Source organism: Streptomyces chengmaiensis (assembly GCF_029846775.1).
Lineage (GTDB): Bacteria > Actinomycetota > Actinomycetes > Streptomycetales > Streptomycetaceae > Streptomyces > Streptomyces chengmaiensis.
Genome location: NZ_JARWBG010000098.1, coordinates 1 through 13,932, shown reverse-complemented (window position 1 = coordinate 13,932; position 13,932 = coordinate 1). Strand labels below are relative to the sequence as shown.

Sequence of the window (13,932 nt, the reverse complement as noted above, 5' to 3'; positions counted from 1 at the left end):
CCTTCGCCGACACAGCGACGGAGAAGACGGTCGGCTTCACTACGAAGACCGGCCGATACCTGCGGCTGAAGGCCCTGACGGAGGCAGGCAACCGGGGCTCGTGGACCAGCGCGGCCGAGATATCAGCCACGGGAACGGCGACACCGCTCTCCACCGGCTGACACGACGGGACACTTGTGGAGCTTGCCCCAACAAGTCTCTGACCTGCGCCTCCGGTCGAGCACCCCACGGCCGGAGGCGCAGTCAATCGACGACTCCAGCAGCCACCCAGGCTTCAGAGCCGCATCCTGCCATCTCAAATCTCGCTCGTCCTTCTCCCGGGCCTCGGCGCAGCCGCTCCAGCTCGGCCCGTTTACCCTCCCGCAACCGGCCGCCCGAGCCTGACCCCGCTGACGCCTGGACGGGCGTGTCCGACGACGGCGAGCCGTCGCGCTTGGCCCGCGACACCCAGCTGTGCAGCGTCCCCGGATGCACACCGAGCTCCTCGGCCACCTCCGGGATCGGCTTCCCGATCTCCGTCACGATCCGTACCGCCCCCTCGCGGAACTCCGCGTTGTAGATGCGCTTCCTGGATCCCGCGGCCCTCAACTATCCCTCCGGTCATGGTCTCCACGCTACGAGGGGAGGTTCCGGCCCGCCGGACGCGAGATCCGCCAGGCCACCGACGGCCCGGAACTGCCCGAATGCTGGCTGCTGGCCGAGTGGCCCGCCGACCAGGCCGAGCCGGTCCAGTTCTGGCTGTCCGACCTGCCCGCCGACACCCCGCTGACCACCCTGGTCCGCCTNGGCCCGGAACTGCCCGAATGCTGGCTGCTGGCCGAGTGGCCCGCCGACCAGGCCGAGCCGGTCCAGTTCTGGCTGTCCGACCTGCCCGCCGACACCCCGCTGACCACCCTGGTCCGCCTCGCCAAGCTCCGCTGGCGCATCGAGCACGACTACCGCGAGATGAAGCAGGCTCTGGGGCTGGCCCACTTCGAGGGCCGGACCTGGGGCGGCTGGCACCACCACGTCACCCTCGTCTCCGCCGCCCACGCCTTCCGCACCCTGCAACGACTGGCCAAGGCCCAAAAAGACACGGCGCCGGCCTGAGCCTCTACCAAGTCGTCCGCGAGCTACAAACACTCCTCGCTCTCTGGACCGGCGCCTGCCCCACCTGCCACCTGTCCAGCAGGCGGCNCCGCACCCTGCAACGACTGGCCAAGGCCCAAAAAGACACGGCGCCGGCCTGAGCCTCTACCAAGTCGTCCGCGAGCTACAAACACTCCTCGCTCTCTGGACCGGCGCCTGCCCCACCTGCCACCTGTCCAGCAGGCGGCCGCGCCAACCTGATCAAGCACTACTAGGCTTGCTCGGAATCGGACCGATCACCGCCGCCCAGATACTGGTCAGCTGGTCTCACCAGGGACGATTCCGTTCGGAAGCCGCCTTCGCCTCCTTCGCCGGTGTCTCGCCGATCCCTGCCTCGTCCGGGCTGACCAACCGACACCGCCTCAACCGCAGCGGCGACCGGCAGCTCAACCGCGCCATGCACACGATCACCCTGATCCGAATGCGACTCGATCCCTCTACGAAGACGTACGTCGCACGCAAGATCACTGAGGGGAAGACCTCCCGTGACGCGCAGCGATGTCTCAAGCGGGTCATCTGCCGCCAAATCTTCAAGATCCTTGAGCGCCCCGACCGGAACCAACTCGGCAACGTCGAAGAACTCGCTCAAGCGGCTTGACACGACATAGCAGCCTCGGGGCTGGTGAACCAACCGTGGCGGGTGGCTGAGCACCGTGCCTGGGTATGCATGCCGTTGGCTGATCACGGCTGCTCCGGGGCGGTGCTGGCGGCACGGACCCGCCGCCGTGGTGCAACTCGTGGCATCTGTGCCGAGATGGCGGTTGTGTCTGCACGCGCTGCCAGCGGGCACCGGCCACGGCTCAGTGCGTTGTGGCAAAGGGAGTCCCTGTTCGATGAACAGGGACTTCTTCATGTGCGGGGCATGATCGCGGAGGTGTAGGGGCAGGCAGCGGACGGCTTGTTGTGGATCGAGGAGGGTGCGATGCCGTCGGTGCTGGGGTTGATGGAACAGCGTGAGGCGCGGGCGAGGCAGGATCTGGAGTCCTGGACGGAGGTTCTGGAGCAGGCTCAGGCGGAGGTGGATGCCGCGCGGGAGCGGGTCGAGCGGGCCCGGGTGGGGCGTGAGGAGCTCATGTCGGTGCTGGCCGAGGAGAGCCCGGTGATACGCCGGTTTCCGTGCCGTCTGGTGGTCAGTTGACTGCCGCCGCGGGATCGGGCGGCCCCGGCGCGGGGCATGGCGAGCGGCCGCCGGTGTGGCGGCCGGGCATGGGTGAGGAGGTGCTCAGCGGCCTGTATCGGGAGGTGTTCGCCGCGGTGGTGGCCGCTTCGGGGCCGGTGAACGGGGTGGAGCTGACGCGGGCGGTCGGCCGCGAATCGGAGATCAAGAACGAGGTGGAGAAGATCCGTCACCGTGCCTACGTGCTGGAGAAGCGGGGCTGGCTGGTGCGGGCGGGGGACGGACGGTTCATGCCCGCGCCCGGAGCAGTCGGCCGGGACGCTTCTCCGGCCAGCGCGGAGCGTCCCCGGCCAGGCGCCGGGACAGCCTGATCACGGCGGCCCACCACACCATCTGGGCGTGGTGGTCGAGGCGGCGTTCGTGGTCGCGGTTGAGGCGGCGTGAGCGCGACAGCCAGCTCAGCGTGCGCTCCACCACCCACCTGCGGGCCAGGACGACGAAGCCGCGCTGCCCGTCGGAGCGGCGCACGACCTCGACGCGCACCCCGTGACGGGCGAACGCCTCGGCCAGTGCGGGGCCCTGGTAGGCACTGTCGACCCACACCAGCTTCAGCAGCCGGCCCGGCTGGTCCATGAACGTCTCCAGCAGCGCGGGGGCGGCCTTGGAGTCGTGCACATCGGCTGTGGTGACGGTCACCTCCAGGAGCAGGCCCTCGGTATCGGTCAGGATGTGGCGCTTGCGCCCGTCACGTGACTTGCCGCCGTCGTATCCGCGACTGTCCTCGCCGACGGTCTCGGAGGCGTCCACCGACTGACTGTCGATGACTCCCGCGCTGGGCTCGGTGTTGCGGCCTGCGCGTTCCCTCGCCGTGCGGCCCATGCGTTCATGCAGCTCACGCACGTAGTCGCAGGCCCGCCAGCGGCGGAAGAAGTCGTAGACAGCCCGCCAGTACGGGAAGTCGACCGGCATGGCCATCCACTTCACGCCGTTGTCGACCAGGTAGCGCACAGCGTCAAGCATCTCGCGATGGCAGTACGCCTCCGGACGCCCTCCCCGCTTCAGCAGCCAGGCCGGCACCGGCATCGCGGAGCGGACCTCGGCCCACTCGGCATCCGTCATGTCACTCGGATAGCAGCCTGCCCGCTGTCCCGGAGCGATCGAACCGAACCGGTGCACGTAGCAGTCACACCCAGGGGTGACCGCAGTGGACGCAGCCACAGTGGTACTGCTCAACTGATCAGGCAACGGGCTTCCTTGGTCGTGCTGGTGTCGTAACCGCGTCACTACCAAGGGGCCCGTTCTCTCATGCCCGCGACCGCACCCGAACCTCAGTCCAGACGATCACCTGCTGCCGCTCGAACAAGATCCGGTTTGCCACAACGCACTCACGCTGCCGCCCCGCAGTCCTGGTCAGTTGTAGCGTTCATGCAGCATCCGGTCGATCATCGCGCGGGTCTGGCGTTGGTCGAGTGCTTCACTGGCCAGCCGGTCCAGGGTGGCGCGGTACTGCTCGGTGTCTGCGGCGTCCTCGATGAACAGGGCGTTGCTGACCTGTTCGAGGTAGACGACGTCGGCTACGTCCTGGCCGGGGAATCGAAGGTAAGTGATGGGGATGCCCGGGGAGGAGGCGTCGGTGACGCTCAGCGGGACGACCTGCAATGTGACCTTGGGCATGTCTGCGGCCTCCAGCAGGTGACGGAGCTGGCCGCGCATCACGTCCGGGCCGCCCACGCGGGGGTACAGGACCGTTTCGTCGATGACCGCCCACAGCTCCGGGGCGTCCGGTCGTTGCAGCATTTCCTGTCGCGCCATCCTCAGCTCGACGCGGCGTTCCACCTCGCTGCGAGGCACCTGGGGCAGGCCGCGTTCGATGACGGTGCGGGTGTAGGCGGCGGTTTGCAGCAGGCCGGGCACGAAGTGGACTTCATAGGTGCGGATCGCCGTCGCGGCCTCCTGCAGGCCGATGAGCCGGTCGACCCACTCGGGTTTGAGTCTGCTGTCGTAGCGTTGCCACCAGCCTGACTCGTGTGAGCGGCCCAGCAGTTGCAGCATGATCGAGATCTCGTAGTCGCCGACTCCGTAGAGGTCAAGCAGGGCCGCGACGTCGGATTGTTTTGCTGGAAGGCGACTCTTGCCCTGTTCGATGCGGCAGATCTTCGCTGGGCTGCAGCCCAGGTGTCGTGCGGCTTGGTCCTGGGACAGGTCGGCGTCGTCACGCATGCCTGCGAGCTGAGCTCCGAGAATGCGCTTCATGAGGGTGGGCGCGGGCCGCGGGTGGCTCAGGTAGGACACCAGACGGGCGATGTTGCGGTACGGCTCGGCGGACATGGGTGCTCCAGCTCAGCGCGACGGAACGGGAACCGCAGTCTCGCACCCCCTGTGCGGAGCCGTATGCGGATCCGGACACGCCTGGTCCGGGGCCGATCACAGCAGGTGGTCGAAATCGCCGTCTTTCGCGCCGGCCACGAACGCTGCGGCCTCAGTCCCTGTGTACACCAGCGCCGGGCCGTCAGGATCGCGGGAGTTGCGCAGTGCCACGGCGCCGCCGGGCAAGGCCGCCACCTCGACGCAGTTCCCAACGGCATTGCTGTGACGGCTCTTCACCCAGGACACCTTCAGAGAGCTGGCCGGAACTCCGTTGCTGACCGCCTCCATGGCACCTTCTCTCGCATCAGTTTTCGAATATTTCTCCCGCCGTCGACAGCTCCCCACCCCAGCGGCCTTGTTCGAATTCTGGCGAGGGTGTGGAATTTCTCCTGCAATTGCACGCGGCGTCGACAGCGTGGATATTAACCTTGCCGCCAGGGTGCCCACCCTGGCGTGATCAGGCACCTCACCGGGGAGAGACCGTGCCTCCATACGCCGCTGCCGCTCAATTCCGGGACATGCACACCGAGTCCGCACCACGATCCACGCACACCGGTTCACCCGAAAGGGTGTCAGTCCCGCCCGAAATAGCGGACTGGGGGCTCCAACTTCGCATCAGCGCACCGGGGTTCACCGCACGGCGCCTGACCTGCCGACCCGAGAGTGTCGCCCAGGCTCGCTCGTTTACTCGCCGCGCCCTGCGCCGCTGGCACCTCGGAGCCGTCAGTGACGACGCTGTCACCGTCGCCTCGGAACTCGTCGGCAATGCGGTCCGCCATGCCCTCCCACACGCCTCCACGCCGGACCCCGTGGCATGGCTCGGACTCATTCGCAACCCGGCCCACCTCGTGTGCGCAGTCACTGACCCCGTTCCCGCGCCTCCAGCACACGTCTGCCTCCCGGACCCGCTGACCGACACGGGCCGCGGACTGTCCGTGGTCAACGCCCTCACCCACACCTGGGGCTGGACCCGCCTGTCCCCCACCGGCAAGACTGTCTGGGCCGTCCTGCTCACCTGGCCCCACGCCTGACGCTCCCACTACTGACCCGGCCGAGGGCTCCACGGCCACCCCGGAGCCCTCGGCTGTCGCTTCTCATCCTGAGCGCCAGGCGATCTCGATAGCGTGAATGGCAGCGACCGTGCGCCCGATGCGGTTGGTGCTGCATCGGGCCTTGCGGAGGATCTGCCATTGCTTGAGGCGGGCGAAGGCGCCTTCGCCCGGTGCTCGCAGTCTGGCATGGTCCCGGTTGTACTGCTGGTAGTGCTCGGGCAGTTCGTGGTGACGGTAGCAGGGAGTGCGGAAAGTCGCCCCGGCCCCCTGGTGGGCGCGGTCGGCCAGGACGAGGAGCTGGCGGGACAGACAGGCTTGGATCACACCGTGTGCGCGGGCTGCGGTCAGGTCCTGGGTGCGACCGGGCAACGCTCGCGAGAACCACAGGGGTGTTCCGTCCGGAGCGGCCACGACCTGCACGTTCGTCCCGTGACGGCGGTGCTTCATCGAGTAGTACTGCTCGTCCGCCGCGATGCGGTCGGTGGCGATCAGGGTGCCGTCGAGGATGATGAACCCCTCCGGCGGCAGCTCGCGCAGGGCCTCGTGCAGACTCGGGGCGCTCGGCGAGGATGTCGACCGTCTCGCTCACGTACCGGCCGGCGGTGGCGGTGGAGACGCCGAACCCCGCAGCGATCTGGGCCAGGGTCTCGTTCTTGCGCAGGTCCACCAGGGCCGGCAGAGCCTGCCGGAAGCAGCCCAGCCTGCGCCAGCGGGAGTTCAGCTCACACCTTCGCATGTAGATGAGCCAGGAAACGTGCTCAACGACCTCGTGCGGGACAACGACCTCGTGCGGGACGTCGAGCATGGCACGATACGGGACCAACAGGGCTCCTGTGTCGAAAGGTTGGCGAGTGAGATCACCAGCCGAAACGACCAGGAGCCCTGCCGCGTCACGGGCCCTGCCCCCCAGCCGCCATCACCCGCGAACCACAGGATGAGAAGCGTTCACTGAGACAGGACCGTCTACTGGACACACCCGCTCGAAAGAACGGGCCCGGGATCCCGGGCTTGGGTCCGCCGGGTCTCCGGTCGGGGGGTGAGGCTGACTACGACAGGGTCCATTGCTGGTTGCTGCCAGCGTGACAGGACCACAGCATGACCGGAGTTCCGTTCTTGAAGCCTTGCCCCGCGGCGGCGTCGAGGCACTTGCCGGAAGCAGGGTTGCGGATGGTGCCGTCGGGTTGCTGCGCCCATTGCTGGGCTCCGCTCTTGTTGCAGCGAAACAGCTGGATCTTGGTGCCGTTGGCGTAGTTGGCCCCTCTGACGTCGAGGCACTTGCTCAGGGAGCGAATGGTGCCATCGCCCGGCAGCATCCATTGCTGGGCGCCGCTCTCGTTGCAGTCGTAGAGCTGGATGGGCGTCTGGTCGGCCGAGCTGGCGCCCGTAACGTCCAGACAGAAGCCCGTGGCGCTCTTCACCTCGCTGGTCAGCGGCCAGGGGATCTGAGGTGAGGGGTAGAAGTCAATGCCCATGGCGAGCATCCGCGGACCGTGCGCGGCGAGCCGGGTGCGGAACGAGTTCCAGTCGTGTGTCGACCACGGGGACCAGCCCACCTCTGCGATGGCAGGCAGCCGGGGGAAGGCCAGGAAGTCGATGTCTGCCTGGGTCACCACGGTCTCCGACCACAGCGGCGCCTCGACTCCCAGGACCGCCGACTCAGCGACACCGGTGACGAATTGGGCGGGGTTCCAATCGTAGGCCTTGCTGACTTCGGTGTACCCGGCCCAGCTGAGGCCGATGTGGTTCGAGGATGTGTACTTCATGTCCAGATACGCCCTTTTGCTCGGGGACATGATGACCCGCGCGCCCCGGGACACCGCGTCGGCGACCGTCGCGCTGCTGGAGCCCTCGTTTCCCCAGTACTGCATGACCCGGTGCTCGGAGTGCTCCGCCGCGCCCAGCTGGTGCCAGCCGACCACTGTTCGATCGCGGCCGGTCACCATCGGCTGGACGCGATTGGCGAATGTCACGTAGTCATCGTGCGACGTCGAATGAGCCTCGTCGCCGCCGATGTGGACGTACGGACCGGGCGTCAGCTCGATCAGTTCACGCAGAACGTCGTCGACGAAGTCGTAGGTGATCTCGCGGGACGCGCAGAGTGAGCTGAAGCCGACGTTGATGCCGGTGTAGAGGGGCCGCGCCACGCCGTCGCAGTTGAGTTCGGCGTAGGACGCCAGAGCGGCGTGCGTGTGGCCCGGCATGTCAATCTCCGGGACGATGGTCATGTGGCGGCTCTGGGCATAGGAGACTATCTCGCGGTAGTCGTCCTTGGTGTAGTAGCCGCCGGGGCCGCCTCCGACCTGTGTGCTGCCGCCGTACTCGGCCAGGCGTGGCCAAGAGTCGATCGCGATGCGCCAGCCCTGGTCGTCGGTCAGATGCAGATGCAGATAGTTGATCTTGTACAGGGCAAGCTGGTCGATGTAGCGCCTGACCGTGGAGACCGGCTGGAAGTGCCGCGCCACGTCGAGCATCGCGCCCCGGTAGGCAAAGCGCGGGTAGTCGATGATGCGTCCGCCCGGCACCGCCCAGGGACCGGACTGCTGCGTCCTGCGTTCGACGGTCTCGGGAAGCAGCTGACGCAGTGTCTGCACGCCCCGGAACAGACCTGTGGGCGTCTCCGCACGGAGGGCAACCGCCGTGTCGGTCACGTCGAGCTGGTAGCCCTCATCTCCCACCTGGGAGTCCGCACCGGACAGCAGCAGCGAGATGCCGTCGTTCGGCTCACCCTCCGGGGCGACCACCGGCAGTGCATACCCCGTAGAGGGGCGCAGGAGAGCTGCGAGCTGGTTGGCGACTTCGGACGCGCCGGCATCCGCGTGGATCACCGCGCTGGACGAGAGCGTGTATGTCACCTCTGCGGCGGGCGTGACCGAGACGGGGGCAGGCACCACGTTCCGCAGCGAGGTGTCGGCTGCCGCGGCGGCGGGGGCCGTGACGAGGGAGATGACCGGGGCGATCAGGAGCAGGGCGAGTAGACCGCGTGTCAGTCTCGGCAGCACTCCATCGGATCTGTGTGAGTAGGGCACTATAGTGATCCTCTCTGTCTGGGGGTCAGGGCTGTTGTAAAGTCGAGTGATCTTGTGACTTTGCTGGTCGGGACAGGTCGATGAGGTCGAGGGGCCCGGGTGTGGGGCCGGTAGGAGAGGTGGCGTAGGGCGGCGGCGGTGTTGTGGTGCCCGGCCCGGCGGAGGGTGCCGATCGCGCGGTTCCGCAGGGTGGCCATGTTCTCCGGGCCGTGTTCGGTGTGCACACGGGAGGCGTCCTCGGCGAAGGCGACATCGCGGACGGAGTGGAGGCGGTTCTCGATCCCCCACTGCGAGCGGGCCAGCCAGCTGATTCGCTCGGGCGAGGCTTCCGGGCAGGTCAGATCAGTGATCGCGTAGATCGTTTTGCGGGTGAGCTTCCCGGTCTTGGCGTTTGTGCGGAACCGCATGATCCGCGCGGCCTGGACCACGCCGGGGAAGTCCACCCCGAGTTCGGTGACCGTCAGCGCCTTTACTACGCGCAGTTTCACGCCGTCCGTACCCAGCATCCCGTTCCGCGTGTCGGGCGGTGACCTGCTTCCACGGCAGCGAGCGCAGAGCCTTGAATAGCCCGGGCTGGTTGTCCTTGACGACGGGCAGGAAGCGGGCATGGCAGCGCTGGGTGTGCAAGGCGTCAGCGGTCACGACCAGTCCCGTCAGATCGGAGGGGGCCGACAAGCTGGCAACAGCCCTGGTCTGAGGGCAAGGTTCCTGCGTTCTCGCCTGCCGGGTTGGATGAGGTCGATCGCGTGGCCGGGGTGCGACTTGTAGTAGTCGGTGGCGTAGGCGGTGTTGGTCCAGCCGGTGCCGGGGGTGGAGCCACGAGGCGTGCGGGAGGCATCGGAGGCGGAGAGCGGCACCGGAGATGCAGCCCTGGCCGTCGCAGCCGGCGGTCCGGCTGAGCAGCTCGTGCGGGATGAGTACCAGTACACCCGTGCCGCCCGCGTGCGGAGGGGCGGTAGGAGACGGTCAGCTCGTGCTTGCGGGGCCAGGCGCCCCACCACCGCGAGGCCCAGCCGGGTTACGGAAAGCCGGCCGAGGTCGGTCACGTCCCCGCTCACGACGTGCTTGGCGCGGCGCAGCTGCACCTCGCCCATCATGAGACCGCTGTCCTCCAGGGACATAAGGGCTCCGGACGGCACCTCCTCCACGTACACGTATACCTCGGCGGTCGGCGGCGAGAAGTTCGCGGCGTTGTCGTGCCCATCACGCCGCGCAGGACGGATTCCATGCCTATCGGCCTGGGCCCAGCGGCGGCCCGATCGCGAGCCGGTCAGGACGGCTATGGAGTCGGCTAGGCGGCCGGCCTGCGCGGCCCGGTGGTCGAACTGCAACAAGTCGCCCAGGACACGCTCGTCGGTGTAGCGCTCCTCCATCTCGCGCAGGTCGGCGAGCATGCTGGTGAGCAGCGCCTGCATTCGGCCAGCGGACTTGGCACAGGCGGACAGCGCGGAGGCGCGGTCGGCCGCGGCGCGGCAGGACTGGGCGGCGAGTCGCTCGTTCTCCTCTGCCAGCCGCACGCGTTCGCGGGTGTGGTCCCGGACCAACCGGATCCGTTCCTGTACGCGTTCGGCCGTGTTGCGGTCGTGTTCGCGGATATGCTCGGCGGTCAGCCGCTCGAGCTCGGTCCTGAGCTCCTCGGCGATCCGCGCGTACTCCCCGTTCAGTTCGCCGGTCAGCCGGGATCGTTCCTTGGCCAGGGCCTCCCGGTCATGCCGCAGGGCGTCGGCGGCCCGAGCCGCTGCCTTGAAGCGTTCCCCGAGGATGCGGGCGGACTGGACCGCATTGGCTGCCACGGCAGCGGCGCCGCACAGCAGCACGGTGCCGACGCCTGCAGTCCAACCGAGTGCAGAACGGGCATGTTCCGGGACGGTGGCGGTGGCCACCGCCACCGCGCTGACCTGGGCTGTTGCCAGGAAGGCCAACAGGGACGCCCGAAAGGGGGCGACTTCGTCGGCCGTGGGGGTAGGAGCGGGCGACGCCGTCATCAGTGTCCTTGGAGTAGCTTGCGGCCTCGGGCTCACCGAGGCGTCGTCAAGGCTGACCGTCACAGCACGGATGGACGACGGCAGTCATGATGCGCTTCGTTCAGGCACGGCGCGGCTTGGCTGGACGCCACAGCCATTGGGCGGGAGTTCACTGCGTCGCCGAAGAGGACCCCGCCGGTGCACAAGCTCCATCCCAGATCGAGGTGGAGGGCCATCGCGCCATTGATCGACACAAATCACTACCATGTTCGGCTGACAGTTCATCGGAACCCCATTGGTAACCGCAATTTAGATTACATCACTCGAACGTCGTTGGTGCCTTTGGGTGAGTCGGAGGCGAGTTTCCGGGAAGCCGCCTCCAGCCGGCTGGGCAGAGGCGAGCACTCCCCGTTCCCTCCACACTCCTCTGCAAGGGCTTCCTGGCTCGGGCTCGCCGCATCTACCCCTTGAATCAGTACGTTAAGGCGTGATGCCGGCAGAAGCCGCAAACAGCACGGCGCGGTAGATTCTCATCGCGCTAGCTCGAGTCACCAATCTAGTTTGCCGCCGTGCATATTGATGGGAAACTCAAAGACTTACCTCGCGCATCGCCGCAGGTCAGCGCTTCAGCGGTGAGAACCGCAAGAGTTTCCCATCAATATGCTCTGGAGGGGTATGTCGACTCTGCAAATTGGCGCGATCACCGAACTCCGCGTATTGAACAGACCTGATGCATATTTAAGTCAGACGCTCAGACGCATCCGCCCTCACCTCGCTCACTTCACAGGTATAGTCCACTTTCCGCTATCAGGTCAATACCTGAGCGGGGCGTCGCGGAGCAGGCCCAGGTCGAGCACAGACGCAGGGCGGTGGCAGGGCTTCGGCGTAGTCGCGTGACGCCCGGTTCGGTGGTGGTCCGTCAGGTGCGTGGCGAGGCCGGAACGTGACAGACACGGTTTCCAAGATTGACGTTGCTCTGTCCGGCTTCCTGGACCTGGTGCCCGACCTGCGAGGTGTCGCGTCCGTGGCCGCTGCTACCGCTTGTCAGCCCTGGTCGTCGCGGCCACGGCGAGTGTCCGGGCCGGCACATGCCCGCTTGCCGCGATCACGGAAAGGATCAGCGACGCCCCGCGTGGGCCTGCCGTGTCCTCGGCTTCCCCACAGACCCCTCTGCAAGGGACCCTGGGCCCGCAGAGGTCCCGGGCCTGCTGGAAAGGCTGGCCGAGTTGTCGGACCCGCGGGATCCGCGCGGGGTGCGCCACCGCCTGTCAGGTACCGCACTCCAGGCCGACTCAACCGGGGCGACCTCCAGCACTCGGCCGACTTGCTTCTCGTCCTCGCGGGGAGAAGCACTCGTCCTCGAACGGCCCACTTCCAACGTCAGATGACGTAGCCGTTCAGGTAGTTCTACGGTGCTGGTTTCTCTTGTCGCGCGCGGACACTTCTAGCGGTGGTTTGTTGACATGGAGCTGATGCCGCAGTAGGCCGTTGAGCAAGGGTAGTTGACGCTGTTCGGGGCAGGGCTGTTTCAAAGTCCGAGTGATGCTGCGAAGTCGCAGGTCACGGCGGCGTGACGACTGTCGGTCGACCCGTCTCGCACACAACGAAGCTCCGGTTGGAGTGGGTGACCTTTCAAGTCGCCCTGCCGAACCGGAGCTTCGATGTGCCGTCAGTCTGCCAGCGTCTGCCTGATCAAGTCGCCCTCGCGTCAGCACCGCGCACTGCCGGGACTGCCGCAGCGGCTGGCCACGCTGGCCGATCCGCGGCACCGGCGCGGGAAGCGTCACCCGTTCGTGAGCGTGCTGCTGATCGCGTGTTCGGCCGTGCTGAGCGGAACGCGTTCGTTCGCCGCGATCGGCCAGTGGGCCAGGAATGCCCCGCAGGAGGCTCTCGCCCGGCTTGGTGCCCGCACTACCAGCGTGTTCGCCGTCCGCGTCGCGCCAAGCTCGGCGACCATCCGCCGGATCATCAACCGCACCTGTCCCGGCGGGCTTGCCGACCTGCTCGGCGCCAACCCGGCCGGGTCCGACACCCTCGCGGTGGACGGCAAGAGCGCTCGCGGCTCCCGCCACGGTGACACCCCGGCCGCGCATCTGCTCGCCGCTATGACCGGTGGCGGGCTGACCGTCGCGCAACTGCGAGTCCCGGACAAGACGAATGAAATCACCTGCTTCGCCAGCCTGTTGGCACCGTTCGACCTGACCGGGGTGACCGTGACCGCCGATGCCCTGCACGCCCAGCGCGGCCACGCCCGCTTCCTCGTCGAGGACAAGAAGGCGCACTACGCGCTGTGCGTGAAGAAGAACCAGGCCGGTCTCTACGAGCGGCTGCACACGCTGCCCTGGAGGGAAGTGACCGCGAAGTTCTACGACCGCACCGAGGGGCACGGCCGCAAGGAGACCCGCGTGGTGCAGGTCCTGACCGTCGATGACCTCGACTTCCCGTACGCCGCACAGGTCGCCCGGGTCGTACGCCACCGCACCTGCCTGAAGACCGGCAGGCGCAGCCGCGAGACGGCGTACGTGATCACAGATCTGACCAGCCGGGAAGCCTCCCCACAGCGGCTCGCGAAGATCATTCGTTCGCAGTGGGTCATCGAAAACCGGCTCCACTTCGTCCGCGACACCGCATTCCGCGAGGACGCCTCCAAGGCCCACACCGAGCACGGCCCGGAGAACATGGCCACCTTGCGCAGCTTCGCGATCAACTGCCTCCGTGCCGCCGGCCACCACAACATCGCCGCTGGACTCCGCGAGATGTCCTACGAGCCCTTCACCCGTCCCCTGACACTCCTCGGACTCCGCTGACCAGCACAGACGCACGAACAGCCAGACTTTGAAATCGCCCTGCTGTTCGGGGGTGGTCGTGGTGGTGACCGCGAGGCGTCCTTGTCCGCCTGCTCCGGGGCCGTTGGAGGGGTTCGCGGCCCGGTTCGACGATCTGTTTCGCTCGCTCGCGCAGCGGCGGGGCTTCCGTGAGTACCTGGCCGGGTTGCTGCTGCCGCGGGATCGGAACAAGATGCTGACCTGTCTGGCCGGGGCGGAGCCGGTGACCGGGGCCCAGGATGCTGCGGTGCAGCGTCTGCAGTTCTTCCTGTCGGAGTCCCGCTGGGACCACGAGCTGGTCAATGCCCGCCGCCTGCTGGACAGGTGGCAGGTGGGGCAGGCGCCGGTCCAGAGAGCGAGGAGTGTTTGTAGCTCGCGGACGACTTGGTAGAGGCTCAGGCCGGCGCCGTGTCTTTTTGGGCCTTGGCCAGTCGTTGCAGGGTGCGGAAGGCG

The 13,932-nt window shown here is 67.5% G+C and carries 11 protein-coding genes and 5 pseudogenes; 7 read left to right on the top strand and 9 right to left on the bottom strand.

The features are described 5' to 3' along the window. Nucleotides 1-243 precede the first annotated feature (243 nt). Nucleotides 244-522 carry a transposase gene (locus QCN29_RS35825; RefSeq protein ID WP_279933419.1) on the bottom strand — a complete coding sequence of 93 codons (279 nt, stop codon included), beginning with the start codon at nt 520-522 and terminating at the stop codon, nt 244-246. A 102-nt stretch (nt 523-624) separates the two neighbouring features. Between QCN29_RS35825 and QCN29_RS37295 the strand changes: the two are divergent. The 4 genes and pseudogenes from QCN29_RS37295 to QCN29_RS35805 all read left to right on the top strand — a co-directional run. Continuing rightward, a pseudogene (locus tag QCN29_RS37295) lies at nt 625-1,089 on the top strand (transposase); the annotation flags it as partial. 247 nt (nt 1,090-1,336) lie between these two features. Next, nucleotides 1,337-1,726: pseudogene (locus QCN29_RS35815) on the top strand (transposase); the annotation flags it as partial. Nucleotides 1,727-2,050: 324 nt separating this feature from the next. After that, nucleotides 2,051-2,266, top strand: coding sequence for a BAR domain-containing protein (locus QCN29_RS35810; protein WP_279933417.1), 216 nt, complete (start codon nt 2,051-2,053; stop codon nt 2,264-2,266). Further along, a complete protein-coding gene (locus QCN29_RS35805; protein ID WP_279933416.1) occupies nt 2,263-2,616 on the top strand; it encodes a hypothetical protein in 354 nt (117 codons plus the stop codon). Before QCN29_RS35810 ends, QCN29_RS35805 begins: the two co-directional genes overlap by 4 nt. Here the strand turns inward: QCN29_RS35805 and QCN29_RS35800 are convergent. The 3 genes from QCN29_RS35800 to QCN29_RS35790 all read right to left on the bottom strand — a co-directional run bounded on the left by QCN29_RS35800 (nt 2,534) and on the right by QCN29_RS35790 (nt 4,900). Continuing rightward, on the bottom strand, nt 2,534-3,364 hold the full coding sequence (locus tag QCN29_RS35800) for an IS5 family transposase (protein WP_279933414.1): 831 nt from the start codon (nt 3,362-3,364) through the stop codon (nt 2,534-2,536). The genes QCN29_RS35805 and QCN29_RS35800 overlap by 83 nt on opposite strands. A 291-nt stretch (nt 3,365-3,655) precedes the next feature. Then, the gene (locus tag QCN29_RS35795) at nt 3,656-4,573 is read right to left on the bottom strand and encodes a helix-turn-helix domain-containing protein (RefSeq protein WP_279933413.1); all 918 of its coding nucleotides are present in this window, start codon (nt 4,571-4,573) and stop codon (nt 3,656-3,658) included. Between the two features lie 96 nt (nt 4,574-4,669). Beyond that, nucleotides 4,670-4,900, bottom strand: coding sequence for a DUF397 domain-containing protein (locus QCN29_RS35790; protein WP_279933412.1), 231 nt, complete (start codon nt 4,898-4,900; stop codon nt 4,670-4,672). Nucleotides 4,901-5,130: 230 nt separating this feature from the next. Here QCN29_RS35790 and QCN29_RS35785 point away from each other — a divergent pair, with 230 nt between their 5' ends. Beyond that, nucleotides 5,131-5,643 carry an ATP-binding protein gene (locus tag QCN29_RS35785; RefSeq protein WP_279933411.1) on the top strand — a complete coding sequence of 171 codons (513 nt, stop codon included), beginning with the start codon at nt 5,131-5,133 and terminating at the stop codon, nt 5,641-5,643. Nucleotides 5,644-5,706: 63 nt separating this feature from the next. Here the strand turns inward: QCN29_RS35785 and QCN29_RS35780 are convergent. The 5 genes and pseudogenes from QCN29_RS35780 to QCN29_RS35760 form a co-directional block, all read right to left on the bottom strand. Further along, nucleotides 5,707-6,469 (bottom strand): annotated as a pseudogene (locus QCN29_RS35780) (transposase family protein). 241 nt (nt 6,470-6,710) lie between these two features. Continuing rightward, nucleotides 6,711-7,082: an RICIN domain-containing protein gene (locus tag QCN29_RS35775; RefSeq protein WP_279933421.1), complete on the bottom strand. Its 372-nt coding sequence runs from the start codon at nt 7,080-7,082 to the stop codon at nt 6,711-6,713. Nucleotides 7,083-7,094: 12 nt separating this feature from the next. Continuing rightward, a pseudogene (locus QCN29_RS35770) lies at nt 7,095-8,660 on the bottom strand (beta-N-acetylhexosaminidase); the annotation flags it as partial. A 29-nt stretch (nt 8,661-8,689) separates the two neighbouring features. Beyond that, nucleotides 8,690-9,196, bottom strand: a complete 507-nt coding sequence (locus tag QCN29_RS35765) for a hypothetical protein (RefSeq protein WP_279933423.1) — start codon at nt 9,194-9,196, stop codon at nt 8,690-8,692. A 147-nt stretch (nt 9,197-9,343) separates the two neighbouring features. Continuing rightward, nucleotides 9,344-10,675 carry an ATP-binding protein gene (locus QCN29_RS35760; protein ID WP_398860665.1) on the bottom strand — a complete coding sequence of 444 codons (1,332 nt, stop codon included), beginning with the start codon at nt 10,673-10,675 and terminating at the stop codon, nt 9,344-9,346. 1,640 nt (nt 10,676-12,315) lie between these two features. On the opposite strand from QCN29_RS35760, the gene QCN29_RS35755 reads away from it, so the two are divergent. Both QCN29_RS35755 and QCN29_RS35750 read left to right on the top strand, forming a co-directional pair. Further along, complete coding sequence (locus tag QCN29_RS35755) at nt 12,316-13,461, top strand: ISAs1 family transposase (RefSeq protein WP_279933409.1); 1,146 nt, start codon at nt 12,316-12,318, stop codon at nt 13,459-13,461. A gap of 64 nt (nt 13,462-13,525) precedes the next feature. Then, nucleotides 13,526-13,795, top strand: a pseudogene (locus tag QCN29_RS35750) (IS701 family transposase); the annotation flags it as partial. Nucleotides 13,796-13,932: the final 137 nt, after the last annotated feature.

Bases quoted from the DNA above. Each gene is read 5' to 3' on its own strand.
- QCN29_RS35810 (WP_279933417.1), top strand. From the start codon at position 2,051: ATGCCGTCGGTGCTGGGGTTGATGGAACAGCGTGAGGCGCGGGCGAGG.
- QCN29_RS35800 (WP_279933414.1), bottom strand. From the start codon at position 3,364: ATGACGGATGCCGAGTGGGCCGAGGTCCGCTCCGCGATGCCGGTGCCG.
- QCN29_RS35795 (WP_279933413.1), bottom strand. From the start codon at position 4,573: ATGTCCGCCGAGCCGTACCGCAACATCGCCCGTCTGGTGTCCTACCTG.
- QCN29_RS35790 (WP_279933412.1), bottom strand. From the start codon at position 4,900: ATGGAGGCGGTCAGCAACGGAGTTCCGGCCAGCTCTCTGAAGGTGTCC.
- QCN29_RS35785 (WP_279933411.1), top strand. From the start codon at position 5,131: ATGCACACCGAGTCCGCACCACGATCCACGCACACCGGTTCACCCGAA.
- QCN29_RS35765 (WP_279933423.1), bottom strand. From the start codon at position 9,196: ATGCTGGGTACGGACGGCGTGAAACTGCGCGTAGTAAAGGCGCTGACG.
- QCN29_RS35760 (WP_398860665.1), bottom strand. From the start codon at position 10,675: ATGACGGCGTCGCCCGCTCCTACCCCCACGGCCGACGAAGTCGCCCCC.
- QCN29_RS35755 (WP_279933409.1), top strand. From the start codon at position 12,316: ATGTGCCGTCAGTCTGCCAGCGTCTGCCTGATCAAGTCGCCCTCGCGT.